General features: G+C 69.7%; 14 protein-coding genes and 1 riboswitch. Of the genes, 6 read left to right on the forward strand and 8 right to left on the reverse strand.

What is annotated here, in order from left to right; genetic code table 11:
• Positions 1-3 precede the first annotated feature (3 nt).
• A complete protein-coding gene (locus PQS31_RS14625) occupies positions 4-1248 on the reverse strand; it encodes an efflux RND transporter periplasmic adaptor subunit (RefSeq protein WP_272763486.1) in 1245 nt (414 codons plus the stop codon).
• 200 nt (positions 1249-1448) lie between these two features.
• On the opposite strand from PQS31_RS14625, the gene PQS31_RS14630 reads away from it, so the two are divergent.
• The 3 genes from PQS31_RS14630 to PQS31_RS14640 all read left to right on the forward strand — a co-directional run bounded on the left by PQS31_RS14630 (position 1449) and on the right by PQS31_RS14640 (position 6667).
• Positions 1449-2219 carry a TetR/AcrR family transcriptional regulator gene (locus PQS31_RS14630; RefSeq protein ID WP_272763487.1) on the forward strand — a complete coding sequence of 257 codons (771 nt, stop codon included), beginning with the start codon at positions 1449-1451 and terminating at the stop codon, positions 2217-2219.
• 12 nt (positions 2220-2231) lie between these two features.
• Positions 2232-3428, forward strand: a complete 1197-nt coding sequence (locus PQS31_RS14635; RefSeq protein ID WP_272763488.1) for an efflux RND transporter periplasmic adaptor subunit — start codon at positions 2232-2234, stop codon at positions 3426-3428.
• A 62-nt stretch (positions 3429-3490) separates the two neighbouring features.
• Positions 3491-6667, forward strand: coding sequence for an efflux RND transporter permease subunit (locus PQS31_RS14640; RefSeq protein WP_272763489.1), 3177 nt, complete (start codon positions 3491-3493; stop codon positions 6665-6667).
• Between the two features lie 77 nt (positions 6668-6744).
• Here PQS31_RS14640 and bioD read toward each other — a convergent pair whose 3' ends face one another.
• Both bioD and PQS31_RS14650 read right to left on the reverse strand, forming a co-directional pair.
• Positions 6745-7431: a dethiobiotin synthase gene (gene bioD / locus PQS31_RS14645; protein WP_272763490.1), complete on the reverse strand. Its 687-nt coding sequence runs from the start codon at positions 7429-7431 to the stop codon at positions 6745-6747.
• On the reverse strand, positions 7428-8204 hold the full coding sequence (locus tag PQS31_RS14650) for a TMEM175 family protein (protein WP_272763491.1): 777 nt from the start codon (positions 8202-8204) through the stop codon (positions 7428-7430). Before PQS31_RS14650 ends, bioD begins: the two co-directional genes overlap by 4 nt.
• Here PQS31_RS14650 and PQS31_RS14655 point away from each other — a divergent pair.
• The 3 genes from PQS31_RS14655 to btuB all read left to right on the forward strand — a co-directional run bounded on the left by PQS31_RS14655 (position 8203) and on the right by btuB (position 11336).
• The gene (locus PQS31_RS14655) at positions 8203-8685 is read left to right on the forward strand and encodes a GAF domain-containing protein (protein ID WP_272763492.1); all 483 of its coding nucleotides are present in this window, start codon (positions 8203-8205) and stop codon (positions 8683-8685) included. The two genes, PQS31_RS14650 and PQS31_RS14655, sit on opposite strands and share 2 nt — an antisense overlap.
• Entirely contained in the window at positions 8682-9050 is a 369-nt protein-coding gene (locus PQS31_RS14660; protein WP_272763493.1) for a TfoX/Sxy family protein, read from the forward strand. Before PQS31_RS14655 ends, PQS31_RS14660 begins: the two co-directional genes overlap by 4 nt.
• Before the next feature lie 63 nt (positions 9051-9113).
• Positions 9114-9340, forward strand: a riboswitch (cobalamin riboswitch).
• Between the two features lie 127 nt (positions 9341-9467).
• A complete protein-coding gene (btuB, locus tag PQS31_RS14665; RefSeq protein WP_272763494.1) occupies positions 9468-11336 on the forward strand; it encodes a TonB-dependent vitamin B12 receptor in 1869 nt (622 codons plus the stop codon).
• A gap of 60 nt (positions 11337-11396) precedes the next feature.
• Here the strand turns inward: btuB and PQS31_RS14670 are convergent, their stop codons facing one another.
• The 5 genes from PQS31_RS14670 to PQS31_RS14690 all read right to left on the reverse strand — a co-directional run bounded on the left by PQS31_RS14670 (position 11397) and on the right by PQS31_RS14690 (position 15224).
• Positions 11397-11603, reverse strand: a complete 207-nt coding sequence (locus PQS31_RS14670; RefSeq protein ID WP_272763495.1) for a cold-shock protein — start codon at positions 11601-11603, stop codon at positions 11397-11399.
• Positions 11604-11701: 98 nt separating this feature from the next.
• Positions 11702-12457 carry an S-methyl-5'-thioinosine phosphorylase gene (locus PQS31_RS14675; RefSeq protein ID WP_272763496.1) on the reverse strand — a complete coding sequence of 252 codons (756 nt, stop codon included), beginning with the start codon at positions 12455-12457 and terminating at the stop codon, positions 11702-11704.
• A 424-nt stretch (positions 12458-12881) separates the two neighbouring features.
• The gene (locus PQS31_RS14680; protein WP_272763497.1) at positions 12882-13442 is read right to left on the reverse strand and encodes a hypoxanthine-guanine phosphoribosyltransferase; all 561 of its coding nucleotides are present in this window, start codon (positions 13440-13442) and stop codon (positions 12882-12884) included.
• On the reverse strand, positions 13439-14467 hold the full coding sequence (gene nagZ, locus PQS31_RS14685) for a beta-N-acetylhexosaminidase (protein ID WP_272763498.1): 1029 nt from the start codon (positions 14465-14467) through the stop codon (positions 13439-13441). The genes PQS31_RS14680 and nagZ overlap by 4 nt, the downstream gene beginning before the upstream one ends.
• Before the next feature lie 253 nt (positions 14468-14720).
• Positions 14721-15224 (reverse strand): CYTH domain-containing protein, encoded by a 504-nt coding sequence (locus tag PQS31_RS14690; protein ID WP_272763499.1) that lies wholly within the window; start codon positions 15222-15224, stop codon positions 14721-14723.
• Positions 15225-15229: the final 5 nt, after the last annotated feature.

Here is a 15229-nt window from a genome sequence, read left to right on the forward strand (position 1 = left end):
GGTTCAGTCCTGCGCGTCGGTCGCTGCGGGGGCCTGACCTGCGGCGTCCTGCGTCGGGGCCTCGGGCACGTTCACGTCCGTCGCCGGCGCGCCGTTCCCGCCTGCAGGCGCGGCCCCGGCGGCTGCCGCTGGCGTGGCCTGGGCCTGCTCCGGCGCCCACGGCTTGGGCGCGACCACCGCATCGGGGCGCGCCTTGGGCACGCCGCTGACGATCACGCGGTCACCGGCGGCCAGGCCTTCGCTGATCACCCACTGCCCGTTCTGCGCACGGTCGGTGCGCACGTTCTTGCGCACGACGACGTCGCCATCGCCGGCCACCAGCACGTAGGCGGTGCTGGCATCCCGCAGCACGGCCGCCTGGGGCACCAGGAAGACGCCGCTCTGCTGCCCCATGTTCGCGCGCAGCGTGACGTAGACCCCCGGCAGCAGGCGCCGTCCGGGGTTGGGCAGCGTCGCGCGCAGCTGCACCGCGCCCGACGACGGGTCGACGATGTCGCCTGAGAAATCGAGCGTCGCGCGCTGGTCGTGAACCGTGCCGTCGGGCAGCACGATCTCGACTTCGCCGGCGCCGGCCGCGCGATCGAGCGGCATCGCGCGGATGCGGTTGAAGTCGGCCGCGCTCATCGAGAAATTGATGTAGAGCGGATCGATCTGGTCGACCGTGGTCAGCAGCGTGGCCTCGCCCTGCCCGACCAGCGCGCCCTCGGTGACCTGCTGCTTGCCGGCGCGGCCGCTGATCGGCGCGCGCACGGTCGCGTAGCCGAGGTTGATCTGCGCGGACTGGGTCGACGCGCGCGCGGCCTGCAGCGCGGCCTCGGCGCTGCGTTCGGCGGCGAGCGCGTTGTCGAGGTCCGACTTCGAGATGAAGTTGGTCGGTGCGAGCTGGCGGGCACGGTCGGCCGCGCTCTTGGCGTTGACGTAGTTCGCCTGGGCCTGGGCCTGGGCGCCCTGTGCGGTGCCCAGCGCCGCCTGCAACTGCGCCGGATCGATGCGGAACAGCACATCGCCTTCCTCGACGTCGCTGCCTTCCTGGTAGACACGACGCTCGAGCACGCCGGGGACGCGCGCGCGGACGTCGGCACTGCGGAACGGCGCGAGCCGTCCGACCAGTTCCTGCTCGAGCGCCACCTGCGTCGGCTGGACGGTGAGCACGCCCACTTCGGGCGGCTGTGGTGCGGCCTGTTCGGGTTGGGCGCTGCACGCGGAAAGCGCCGCGGCGAGCACGGCGAGAGTCAGGAATCGACGCATGGGAGAGGCCTGGAAAACGGGGGGAAAGGCGACACGGGGTATTTCTATACCGGCGAGTATAGCAAATTCAGTTTGGACCGGCCCCGTGAAGAAGGTCATGCCCCACGACCACGGACGAAACGGGTGTACGTGGCCTGCGAACCTTGCTCATCCCGTGAATCGGATTCATACTCGCGCCTCCTCCCTGTTCAGCCGACGCGATGTCCAGCGTTTCGACCGTCATCGCGCGCCGCCAGCGCGACATCGCCCGGCGCGAGCAGGCGATGCTCGATGCCGCCCAGGCCTTGATCCAGCGCGACGGCCTGCTGTCGCTGCAGATGGCGCGGGTGGCGGAGGAAAGCGGCTACGCGATCGGCACGCTGTACAAGCATTTCGCGAGCAAGGAAGACCTGCTGGTGACGCTGGCCACGCGCAACAGCCTCGACCGTGTGGAGCTGTTCGAACGCGCGGCCACCTGGTCCGGCGGCACGCGCGAGAAGATGCTCGCCGTGGTGCTGGCGGACCTGCTGATCATGCGCGAGCAGCCCGAGCACTTCCGCCTGGCCCAGTTCGTCTGGACGGAAGTCGTCTGGGGCGCCGCGTCCTCCGATTCCCGGCGTCGCGCGCTCGATGCCTGCCGGCCGCTGAGCGACCTGATCGAGGGCATCGCCCGCGAGGCCCGCGCGCGCGGTGACCTGCCCGCGGATTGCCGCCTCTCGCCCACCGCGCTGACGATGGGGCCGTGGCTGATGACCATCGGCATGCATACGCTGGCGCAGCAGCAGGGCATGCTGGATCCGAAACTGGTCCGGGACCCGTATCGCGAGCTCGTCCAGCAACTGCAGTACCTGCTCAACGGCTACGGCTGGCAGCCGCTGTTCGACACCAGCGACGAGGGCGCACTCGATCGCCTGGTGGCCCATGTCAGCCATGCCGTCTTCGGCACCGACTGGGCGAGCATCGCCCCGACCACTCCCGCTTTCCTACCCTGACGGAACTCCGATATGTCCCGGACGCCCCCTCCCGCGCGCAAGCCCCGCCCCGGCCTCCGCCTGCTCGTCGTACTGCTGATCACCGGCGTACTGTTCGGCGGCGTGTTCCTGGCCAAGGCCGTCATGAGCCGCGGCATGAACGAATTCTTCGACAACATGCCGCAGCCGCCGGTGGCGATCACCACCTTCGACGCCGAGGCCCAGGCGTGGTCGACGCCGCTGGATGCGGTGGGCACGCTGGTCGCGGTCAACGGCACCGACGTCACCACCGAGGCCGGCGGCGTCGTGCGCAGGCTGTCGTTCGAACCGGGCCAGCCCGTGCGCGCCGGCACCGTGCTCGCCGAGCTCAATACCGACAACGAGCTCGCCGTGCTGCGCGCCAGCGAAGCGGCGGCCAAGCTCGCGGCCGTGCAGCGGGACCGCTGGCAGGCGCTGGGCCGCGACCAGCTGGTCTCGCAGGCCGAGGTCGAGGAGCGCAGCACGCAGGCCGCCACCGCGCTGGCCGATGTCGAGGCGCAGCGTGCCCTGATCGCGCAGAAGACCATCCGCGCACCGTTCGACGGCGTGCTCGGCATCCGCAAGGTCAACCTGGGACAGTTCATTTCGCCCGGCACCGCCATCGTGAGCCTGCAGCAGCTCGATCCGATCTTCGTCGACTTCGCGCTGCCCGAGCAGCAGCTGCCGCTGGTCACCGACGGGGCCACGGTGCAGGTGACCATCGATGCCCTGCCCGATCGCCGCTTCGAGGGCCGCATCACCGCCATCGAACCGGCCGTCGACGCCGGCACGCGCAATTTCATGGTGCAGGCCACGCTCGCCAATCCCGACGGCGCACTGCGCCCCGGCGCGTTCGCGCGCGTGAACCTGGCCGTCGGCGGCGAGCAGCCGGTGGTGGTGATTCCGCAGACGGCGGTGAGCTTCAACCCCTACGGCAACGCGGTCTACGTGGTCAGCGAGCGCCCCGCCGATGCCGAAGGCGGCAACGCCACGGCCGAGGGCGAGAGCGACGGCCCGACCCTGATCGTGCGCCAGCGCTTCATCACCACCGGCGCGACGCGCGGCGACCTGATCGCGGTGACCGACGGCCTCAAGCCGGGCGAGCGCGTGGCCACCAGCGGGCTGCTCAAGCTCCGCAACGATGCCGTGGTCACCATCAACAACCGCGTGCAGCCGAGCGCCGACGACGCGCCGACCCCGCAGAACCGCTGACCGTCGCGCGTTTCTCGCGCCCCGCTCCCTGACCCGCGCCGCACGGCGCGGGGGAGACCGAGATGAAATTCACCGACATCTTCATCCGCAAACCGGTGCTGGCGATCGTCGTCAGCCTGTTCATCCTGCTGTTCGGCCTGCGCGCGTTCTCCGAGCTCAACGTGCGCCAGTATCCCGAGCTGCAGAACGCGGTCGTCAACGTCAGCACGACGTACTTCGGCGCCGACGCCGACCTGATCCAGGGCTTCATCACCACGCCGCTGGAACGCGAGGTCGCCAGCGCCGAGGGCATCGACTACATCACGTCCACCAGCTCTGCCGGCGTGAGCGTGATCCAGGCCTACATCCGCCTCGACTACGATCCCAACGAAGCGCTCACCCAGATCGCGGCCAAGGTCAACAAGCTGCGCAGCGAACTGCCGGCCGAGTCGGAAGATCCGGTCATCGACCTGCAGCAGGGCCAGCAGGTCGCGGCGATGTACGTCTCGTTCGCCAGCGAGCAGCTCAACGACAACCAGATCACCGACTACCTCACCCGTGCGGTCGAACCTCGGATCGCGACGATCCCCGGTGTGCAGCGCGCCGAGATCATGGGACCGGGCGCGTTCGCGATGCGGGTGTGGCTCAAGCCTGATCGCATGACCGCGCTCGGCGTGACCGCCAGCGACGTCTACGCCGCGCTGCAGTCCAACAACGTGCTCTCGGCACTCGGTTCGACCAAGGGCCAGATGGTGTCGGTGGATCTCACCGCACGCACCGACCTGCGCACGCCCGAGGAATTCCGCGCACTCGTCGTGCGCGAGGCCGATGGTGCGATCGTACGGCTGGGCGACATCGCCGACGTGGTGCTGGGCTCGGAGAACTACGGCTCGTCGGTGCGCATCAACGGCGATGCGGCGACCTTCATGGGCATCTTCGTCTCGCCCGACGCGAACTCGCTCGACGTCATCGCCGACGTGCGCCGCGTCTGGGACACCGAGATCGTGCCCCAGCTGCCCGAAGGCATCGAGGCGACGATTCCCTACGACAGCACCGAGTCGATCCAGGACGGCATCAACGAGGTGATCCGCACGATCGTCGAGGCGGTGATCATCGTGATCGTGGTGATCTACCTGTTCCTCGGCTCGTTCCGCAGCGTGCTGATCCCGGCGGTCACGGTGCCGCTGTCGCTGATCGGCGCGCTGTTCCTGATGCTGCTGATGGGCTTCACGATCAACCTGCTGACCCTGCTGGCGATGGTGCTGGCGATCGGCATCGTGGTCGACGACGCGATCATCGTGCTGGAGAACATCCACCGCCACATCGAGGAAGGCATGACGCCGTTCGATGCGGCGATCCGCGGTGCGCGCGAACTCGCGTGGCCGGTGGTCGCGATGACCACGACGCTGGTGGCGGTCTATCTGCCGATCGGCTTCCAGGGCGGCCTGACCGGCGTGCTGTTCACCGAGTTCGCCTTCACCCTGGCCGGTGCGGTGCTGTTGTCGGGTGTGATCGCACTGACGCTCACGCCGATGATGTGCGCGAAGATTCTCAAGCCGCACAGCGAGGCGAGCAAGAGCCGGCTCGAACTGTGGCTGGACCGCCGCTTCGACCGGCTGCAGCAGGGCTACCAGCGCCGGCTGCACGGCGCGCTGCAGACGCGCTGGGTGATCCTGGTGTTCGGCGCGATCGTGCTGGTGTCGTGCGTGTTCCTGTATGTCGGTGCGCCGCAGGAGCCCGCGCCGCCCGAGGACGAGGGCTTCGTGTTCGCGATCGGCAGCGCCGACGCGGCCAGTACGCTCGATTACGTCGAGCGCTACACCGAGGAGATGACCGCGGTCGTCGAGCAGATTCCCGAGATCAACGATTTCTTCCTGTTCAACGGCGGCTTCGGCGGCATGGGCGGCAGCAACAGCGCGATGGGCGGCTTCGTCATGAAGCCCTGGAGCCAGCGCGACCGCTCCACCAACCAGATCCTGCAGCAGGACCTGCAGCCCAAGCTCGCCGAGATCACCGGCCTGAACATCTTCGCGCTGGTGCCACCGTCCCTGCCCTCGGCCGGCGGTGACGGCGGCGGCGAGTTCCTGATCGGCGGCATCGGCTCGCTGGAACAGCTCAACGAGCTGGCCGACCAGGTGGTCGCGCGCGCGCAGGAGAGCCGGCGCTTCATCTTCCTCGACAAGGACCTGAAGATCGACAAGCCGCGGGTCGAGGTGCAGATCGACCGCGACAAGGCGGCGCTGCTCGGGATCGACATGCGCACCCTGGCCGCCGACATGAGCGCCCTGCTCGCCGGCGGCTACGTCAACCGGTTCGCGATGGAGAACCGCTCCTACCGGGTGATTCCGCAGGTCCAGCGCAGCGACCGGCTCAATCCCGAGCAGGTCGGCAACTACTACACCCGCACCCGCGACGGTGAGCTGATTCCGCTCTCCACCGTGGTCTCGTTCAAGGAGAGTGCGCAGCCGCAGTCGCTCAAGCGTTTCCAGCAGCTCAATGCCGTGGGCATCACTTTCGCGCCGCGCCCCGGCGTATCGAAGGGCGAGGCACTGCGGGTGCTCGACGAGATCGCCGCGGATGTTTTGCCGCAAGGCTACAGCGTCGACTACGCCGGCGAATCGCGCCAGTTCAAGCAGGAGGGCTCGACGATGCTGGTGACGCTGGCCTTCGCGCTGGTGATCATCTTCCTGGTGCTGGCCGCCCAGTTCGAGAGCTTCCGCGATGCGGTGATCATGCTGATGACCGTGCCGATGGCGATCAGCGGCGCGTTGCTGGTGCTCAATGCGCTGGCGCTGTTGTCGGGCGTTTTGCAGTTCGCCGGCATCGAGGCCTTCCCCGGCATGTCGATCAACATCTACACCCAGGTGGGTCTGGTGACACTGGTGGGCGTGATCTCCAAGCACGGCATCCTGATCGTGGAGTTCGCCAACAAGCTGCAGATCAACGAAGGCCTGTCGAAGGCCGAGGCGATCGAGCAGGCGGCGGCGATCCGTCTGCGCCCGGTGCTGATGACCACCGCGGCCCTGGTGTTCGCGATGGGTCCGCTGCTGATCGCCAGCGGCCCCGGCGCGGCGGCGCGGTTCTCGATGGGCCTGGTGATCGCCGCCGGCATGTCGCTGGGCACCTTGTTCACGCTGTTCGTCCTGCCGGCGTTCTATCTGCTGCTGGCACGTGACCACAGCCACGACCGGGATGCGATCGACGCGCGGGATGCGGGCGGCCACGGCGACGGGCTGGCGCCTGCACCGCAGGGGCATTGAGCCCGTCCTTCGCAATCTGAAAAGGCGCGGCGCGGGCCGCGCCTTTTTTTTTTCGGGCCGGGCAGCGCCCGGTCGGCTCAGAGCGCCGCGATCCAGTCCGGATCGAGCCGCAGGGCGTCGCGCGCGCCGACACCATCGGTCACGAACGGCAGCACGCCCACACACGGCGCCGGCAGCGCATCGGTCAGCAGGCCGACGTAGTCGTCCGCGCGCGCGAACGCCGGGTCGATCCGGTTGCCGATCCATCCGACGAGACGGCACCCGTCGGCGGCGATCGCACGTGCGGTCAGCCGCGCGTGGCTCAGGCAGCCCAGCCGCATGCCGACCACCAGCACCACGGCACCGCCGAGATGACGGGCGAGATCGCTGTGCTCCAGACCCTCGGCCAGCGGCGCGTCCCAGCCGCCGGCGCCTTCGACCAGCACGATGTCCGCAGCCGCCGCGAGGCGCGCGTGCGCGGCGTGCAGGGCTGCGATCTCCACCGTTACACCGGCCGCTCGCGCGGCCAGCGTCGGCGCCGTCGGCTCGGGCAACGCGACCGGATTGACGTCGTCGTAGGCGGGGCGTGGATCGCTGGCCGCCTGCAGCGCCAGCGCATCCTCGTTGCGCCAGCGGCCGTCGATCCGCTCGCAGCCGCTGGCGATCGGCTTCATGCCGATCGCGCGGTGGCCCTGCGCACGCAATGCGTGCAGCAGCGCGACACTGGCGTGGGTCTTGCCGATGCCGGTATCGGTCCCGGTGACCAGCAGGCTGCGCGCACTCACGGCGCCGACTCCGCGGCCCGCGCGCGCGCCAGCGCGCGTTCGCTGCGCACCGCATACCACGGCATCAACACCGCGAGGCTGCAGTAGACGATGCCCGGCATCCCCTGCCAGACGGTGCCGGCCGGCAGGGGCGCGAGCGCCAGCACGATTGAGGCCACGGTCGGGATCAGCAGCCAGGCCATGGCGCCGGCCTCCTGCTCCAGCACGCAGCGCTCGACCGCGTCCAGTGCGAGCGCGTCCGCACGCGCGAGCGCATGCCGGTTGAGCAGCCACAGGATGCTGCACATCGCGCCGAAACCGAGTCCGTAGATCACGTACAGACTGCGGAAGCCGCCCGCGCCCGCATCGATCGCCATCGGCAGCGGCGCCCATCCCGCCGTCACGAAATGCAGGGCGATGCCGGTGATCAGACGCAGCGGATAGACGTACAGCAGCGCGACCGCGATCAGCGCCAGTCCGAGCAGGGTGACCCGGGCGTCGAGCAGCCCGGTGCGGCGGCTGAAGCGATGATGGGTGACCCAGAACATCGCCAGAATCGCGAACCCCGCGAGAAACGCCGGCGCGCGGCGGAGGACGTCGTGCAGTTCCGGCACGCTGGCCGGCATCGCGTCGAACGACACCACCAGCAGCGTGACCGCGAACGCGAACGCGGCATCGACGAAGGTTTCCAGACGCGAGGCCTGCAGACCGCGCAGGCGGAACCCCAGGCCGTCCCGCGGCAGAGCATGCGGCCCGTCGGGCCCGTGCGGCGCCGCTGCTACACTGCGCGACATGTTCACGTCATCTCCCCTGACCGGCTCCAAGGCCGAACAGTATGCCGCCCTGACGGGCCAGGTCCGTGCCCTGTTGCACGGTGAAACCGACCGCATCGCCAATGCCGCCAACCTCTCGGCGCTGGTCTATCACGCACTGCCCGATCTGAACTGGGTGGGCTTCTATCTGTTCGACGGCACCGAGCTGGTCGTCGGCCCGTTCCAGGGCCTGCCCGCCTGCGTGCGCATCCCGCTCGACAAGGGCGTCTGCGGTGCCGCCGCGCGTACCCGGCAGACCCAGCGCGTCGATGACGTGCACGCGTTTCCCGGCCACATCGCCTGCGACGGCGCGTCCCGCTCGGAGCTGGTGGTGCCGCTGTTCGCAGGCGAGCGGCTGATCGGCGTGTTCGATCTCGACAGCCCCGTGCCGGCGCGCTTCGACGCCGACGACCAGGCGGGCCTGGAAGCCATCGCCGCGCTCTACGTCGAGAGCCTCGGGTGACCACGTCGGCGCTGCGCAACATCGGCCCGAAATCGGCCGCGTGGCTGCGCCAGGTGGGTCTGCGCACGCGCGAGGATCTCGAGGCCGTGGGTCCGCTGGAGGCCTTCATGCGCGTGCGTCGCGCGGGCTTCAAGCCCAGCCTCAATCTGCTGTATTCGCTGGAAGGGGCGCTGCGCGACTGCCACTGGCAGGACGTGCCCGAGGCCCGGCGCCAGGAACTCGTGGCAGCCGCCGAGGCGGCAATCGCGCAGCTGCCCGATCCGCGCGGGCGCCCGGCCGCCGGGCCGGTCACCACGACGCTGCACGCCGCCCCCGCGCCCGACGAGGCACCGGCCGACCGCCTCTTCGATCGCCAGGACGACTGAGCGCGGCGATGCCGCCCGTGCCGCCGGCACCCGCCGCCGTGATCCGCTCGGAGACCTGACGTACAATCGCGCCCGCTTCGAGGTGATCCCCGGCGTTCGTTCGGTGGATTGAAACGGGAAGCCGGTGACGACGGTCGCGACGCGACCTCCATTCCGGCACTGCCCCCGCAACGGTAAGCGTGTACAAGGCATCGCATCCGCCACTGTGCTCCGGCATGGGAAGGCGCGACGCCCGGGCCCCTGCGGCCCACGCGCGAGTCCGGAGACCGGCCCCGAAGTCCACTGATTGCGATGCGGCGGGCATCGCGGCGGCGTTCCGGGCATTGCGTGCCCGGTCGGCAGCCTGTGTCCGCCTGCGCGATCGTCCCGACCGAGCCGTCGCACGTGCGTGGGTGCACGTGCGGCAAGGAGACCGCAATGCCGTTCCGACCCCTCACCGTGGCGATCGTCGCCGCCCTCGCCTCGCCGCTGGCCCACGCGGCCACCGCCGCCGATGCGCGCGACCTCGACACCGTGCTCGTCACCGCCAACCGAAGCGCAAGCACGCTCGGTGACACCATCGCGCCCGCGCAGGTGATCGACCGCGCCGAGATCGAGCGCACCCAGCCGCGCGACCTGCCGGATCTGCTGCGCGGCCGCGCCGGCATCGAAATCGCCAACCAAGGCGGCCCGGGCAAGCTGACCTCGATCTTCATGCGCGGCACCGAGTCCGACCACGTGCTGGTGCTCGTCGACGGCATCCGGATCGGCACCGCGACGGCCGGCATTCCGGCAATCCAGGACATTCCGGTCGAACAGATCGAACGCATCGAGATCGTGCGCGGCCCGCGTTCGAGTCTCTACGGCTCGGATGCGATCGGCGGCGTGATCCAGATCTTCACCCGCCGGCACGACGGCGCGCCGAGCCCGCATGCGCGCATCGGCGTCGGCAGCCAGTCGCTGCGTGAAGCCAGCGCCGGCATCGGCGCACGCGCGGGCCGTGGCTGGTTCGGCGTGGATGCGGCGGTCCAGCGCACCGACGGCATCAATGCCTGTCGCGGCTCGGGCACGCTGTTCCAGGGCTGCTTCGTCGACGAACCCGACCGCGACGGCTATCGCAACCGCTCGTTCAACCTGCGCGGCGGCGTCGAACTCGCCGAAGGGCTCACCCTCGACGGCAACGTGCTGCACGCCGATGCGTTCAACGAATTCGACGGCAGCATCTTCGGCGGCAACGAGGCCGACATCGTGCAGCAGGTGGCCGGCGGCACCCTGGTCTATGCACCCTCGACCGATGTACGCCTGACCGCGCAGGCCGGACGCGCCTACGACAAGTCGACGACCTTCTTCCGCGATGCGGACAGCGGCACGCGCAGCGACGTCGGGCGGATCGACACGCGCCGCGACACCGCATCGCTGCAGGCGGACATGGGGCTCGCCGACGCCCAGACCCTGAGCCTCGGCTTCGACTGGCAGTCCGACAACGTCGAAAGCGCCACCGCGTACGCGCTGACCTCGCGCACCAACTTCGCCGTGTTCTCCGACTACCGCGCGCGCTTCGGGTCGCATCGCGTGCAGGCCGGCGTGCGCCACGACGACAACGAGCAGTTCGGCGGCCACACCACCGGCAGCCTCGGCTGGGGCGTCGACTTCGCGCACGGACTGCGCCTCAACGCCAGCGCCGGCACCAGCTTCAAGGCGCCGACGTTCAACGATCTCTACTTCCCCTACAGCGCCAATCCGGAGCTGGAGCCCGAGCGGGCGAAGACCGCGAATCTGGGCCTCGCGCAGTACGCCGACGCGTGGAGCTGGACACTGGACGTGTTCGAAAGCCGCATCGACGATCTGATTTTCCTCGATGCCGCGTTCGTGCCGCAGAACATCCAGCAGGCCCGCATCCGCGGCGCCGAATTCACCGCGTCGGTCACCCTCGCCGGCTGGGACCTGTCGACGCAGCTCAGCCACGTCGACCCGCGCGACCGCAGCGACAACGCGAATTTCGACAACCTGCTCGCGCGGCGGGCACGCAGCAGCGGGCGGCTGGACGTCGACCGCGCGTTCGGTGACGTGCGCATCGGCACCACGGTGCGCGGTGCCGGCAGCCGTTACGACAACGCGGCCAACACCGTGCGTGTCGCCGGCTACGGCACGGTGGACCTGCGCATGGCCTGGGCCTTCCACAGCGACTGGACGCTCGAAGCCCGGGCGACCAACGTCCTCGACAAGACCTACGAAACGGTCAACTGGTACACCCAGCCGGGCCGCGAATACGGGCTGGCGCTGCGCTGGCGGCCGGTGGCACGCTGATTCCATCCACGAAAAAGCCCCACTCGCGCGGGGCTTTTTCTTCGTTCTGCCGTGCCGGTGTCAGGCCGCCGGCGCCACGCCCGAAGCCTGGGCGCCCTTCGGCCCCTGGGTCACTTCGTAGCTCACACGCTGCCCCTCCTGCAGCGTGCGGAACCCCGACGAATTGATCGCCGAGTAATGCACGAACACGTCCGCGCTGCCGTCCTCGGGCGCGATGAATCCGAATCCCTTCGCATCGTTGAACCACTTCACTGTGCCGTATTGCATGAACGTCTGACCTCGTCTGGATACGTGATGGCCGGACATGCATGCAAGGTGCATGGCCGACCGCCCGAGTATGCAAAGCAATCCGCCCGCCGCGCAATCTAGCCGGCGAGCAGCGCATGCAGCAGCGGCGGAATTCCGGACGAGGCCGCCGCCACATTCCCGAGCACGTCCTCGAAGGTGATCACCTCGTCGACCTGCGGGCCGGCACCGGCCGCCCAGTTGGCCACGATCGCCAGGCACGCGTAGTCCAGCCCGAGCTCGCGTGCGAGACCGGCTTCGGGCATGCCGGTCATGCCGACCAGATCGCAGCCGTCGCGGCGCATGCGCGTGATTTCGGCGCGTGTTTCCAGGCGTGGCCCCTGGGTGGCGCCGTAGCAGCCGCCATCGACGAGCGCCACGCCGGCGACCGCCGCGGCGTCGAGCACACGCCGACGCAGCGCGGGCGTGTAGGGATCGCCGAAGTCGACGTGCAGCACCTCGGTCCCCGGCTCCTCGCAATAGGTCGACACCCGGCCCCAGGTGTAGTCGATCAGCTGGTCGGGACACGCCAGCACACGCGGACCGAAGCGTTCGGTGATACCGCCGACGGTGTTGAGCGCCAGTACCCGCGTCGCCCCCAGGGCCTGCAGCGCGGCGAGATTGGCGCGGTAGTTCACCAGGTGCGGCGGCACCGAGTGCCCCTCGCCGTGCCGGGCCAGGAATGCCACGCGTCTGCCCGCGAGCGTGCCCACACGCACCGGCCCCGACAAGGCACCGTAGCGCGTGACCGGCTGATGCGGTTCGGCGTCCTGCAGGTCGGCCAGCTGGTAGAGGCCGGTACCGCCGATGACGGCGAGATCGATGTCGAGATTCATGCAAGGGCTCGCAGTGGAAAACGGATGCGGACCGCCATTGTCCAACGCGGCGCCGTGAAAGGCAGCCTCCACGCCCGGCGCCCCGGCCCGCAACCCCGGGGGCGCGCTCGCACGCCCGGTACGGGAGCACGCTCGCGCAGGCGTGTCTGCGGGATCGCGATCGGGGCGACACGGCGCGGCGCTCGTGATCTCTCGTTTCGACTGCACCACCCCACGTGTCGCCGCGGCTGCGGCCACACCGCGCCGGCTGGACCGGGCATATCGGACCGGCGGCCGGCCACGTCCGATCGCGGGCGCATGCATGTGCGTGACGGCTCGCCGGAGCCGCCCGTTCGTGTGCGGGCGCGCCTTGCGAGCGGTCAATCGGCGGACGGGCGACGTCGCTGCGTGGTCAGTCGACGACCGACCGTTCCTTGCGGCGCCCCTAGTCCGCCAGCGCGTAGATCGCCGGCAGGTTGCGGCCCTGCTCGTGGAAATCCATTCCGTAGCCGAAGACATAGCGGTCCGGCACCTCGACGCCGACGTATTCGGCCTCGATGCCGTCGACACGGCGGTCATGGTCCTTGGTCGCCAGCACCGCGATGCGCACATCGGTCGCGCCCTGGTCCTCGCACCAGTGCTTGACGGCCTTCAGCGTATGGCCCTCGTCGAGAATGTCGTCGACCAGCAGGACGCGTCGGCCCTGCAACGGCGTCGCCGGGCGATGCAGCCAGGCCAGGCCCGAGCCGGTGGTGTTGCCGCGATAGCGCGTGGCGTGCAGGTAGTCCATCTCCACGTCGATCTCGTTCTCGCCCAGCGCGAACGCCAGCTGGGCGGCGAACGGCATCCCGCCGTGCATGATCGTCAGGAACACCGGCGGGCGCGCGTCGTCGCCGTAGTCGTCGGCGATCTCGTCGGCCATCGCCTCGATCGCATCCTCGAGCGCGTCGCGATCGAACAGCAGGTCGGCGGTGTCGAGCACATCGTCGAGGTCGGGCACGTTCATGCGATATCTCCTGTACGGGCAGCGGAGGTGCTGCCGGCGACCGCGCCGTCCCAGCCGAGCGGACCACGCCCGATCAGGCCGGCCAGCGCCATGGTGTTGAGCGTGCGGCCCTCGACCGCGGCCAGCGATTCGGCCACGAGTTCGGGGTGACAGACCAGCACGACGTCGCAGCCCGCGTCGAGATGCGCATCCACGCGCGCCTTCACCCCGCCGGCCGAGAACGCCGCGGCCATGCCGATGTCGTCGGAGAACACGACGCCGCGGAAGCCCATCTGCTCGCGCAGGATCGTGTTGATCCACAGCGGCGAATAGCCGGCCGGTTCCGGCGCCACCTGCGGATAGACCACGTGCGCGAGCATCACCGCATCGGCGCCGGCGTCGATACCGGCCACGAACGGCACCAGGTCGTGCGCGCGGATGTCGTCGAGACTGCGGTTGTCGACGGCGTCGTCGAAATGGGTGTCCTCGCGCACCGAGCCGTGACCCGGGAAGTGCTTGAGCGTGGCGGCCATGCCAGCCTCGTGCATGCCCTCGACGTAGGCGCGCGTCAGCGCCGCGACGACGTGCGGGTCTTCGGAAAACGAACGATCGCCGATCGCCAGGTTGCCGTGGCCGACATCGACGACCGGCGCGAAGCTCAGGTCCACACCGCTGGCGCGCACTTCCTGCGCCATCAGCTGCGCATGCGCGCGCGCTGCGGCGAGTGCGGCTTCAGGATCGGCGAGGTACTGCGCGCCGAAGCCCGACAGCGACGGCAAGGTGGTGTACCCGTCCTGGAAGCGCTGCACGCGTCCGCCTTCCTGGTCCACGCACACCAGCTGCGGGCGCGGCGCGGCGTCACGGATCGCGGCCGAAAGCTCGCCGATCTGTGCGCGCGAGGCGAAGTTGCGCTTGAACAGGATCACGCCGGCGCAGGCATTGTGCTGCAGCCAGTCGCGCTCCTGCGCGGTGAGTTCGGTGCCGGCTACGCCGATCACGAGCATTGCGAGCTCTCCAACATCGCACCGGACGGTGCGGACCGGCATTGTCGCAGAAGCCACGGGCGCGACGGCCGGCCGACGCGTGCCTGTTCATCGAGGGCGCGGTCCCTCCCACCTGCCATCGGGCAGGCGCGGCGGCCGGACGATGTCGACGCGGTCCACCGCCCCACCCGTGACCACGCTGATCGCTGCGCGGATGCCGGCAGAATCCACGTGCCGTCCGCCGAATACCTGCGTCCGCCTTTCAGCGCACGCCTGGTGCTTCCGGGCCGACGCGCGCGGTGCCGGCGCGCAGGCCTCAGCCGCGCTCCGACGCGCTCCAGTCGCGGAACGGGTGCGCGGCCAACGCCAGGTTGTAATAGCGCGAGTGCTCGGTGACCTCGGCCCCCAGCCAGTCGGGACGCGCGAACGGCGCATCCGCGGCATCGAGCTCGATCTCCGCCACCACCAGCCCGGCGTTGTCGCCGAGGAATTCGTCGACCTCCCAGAGGTGCCCGCCGTGATGCACCAGATGGCGGCGCTTCTCGACGCGCCCGCCGACGCACAGCGCCAGCAGCGCGTGGGCATCGTCCACCGGCAGGGGCAGTTCGAATTCCTGGCGCGAGGCCCCGAGCTCGCGTGACTTGATGTTGAGAAAGGCCACGTCGCCTTCGATCCGCACCCGCACCGACGCGTTCTGGGCACCGCTCTGCACGACCGCGAGATCGTTGAGATACCCCTGGGCCATCGGCACCACGCGATGCGCCGCGTCGCGCCACGCATCGGAGGTCACGAGAAACTTGCGTTCGATTTCAATGCCCATCGCCG

The sequence above is a fragment of the Luteimonas sp. BLCC-B24 genome, from assembly GCF_028550595.1.
GTDB lineage: Bacteria > Pseudomonadota > Gammaproteobacteria > Xanthomonadales > Xanthomonadaceae > Luteimonas.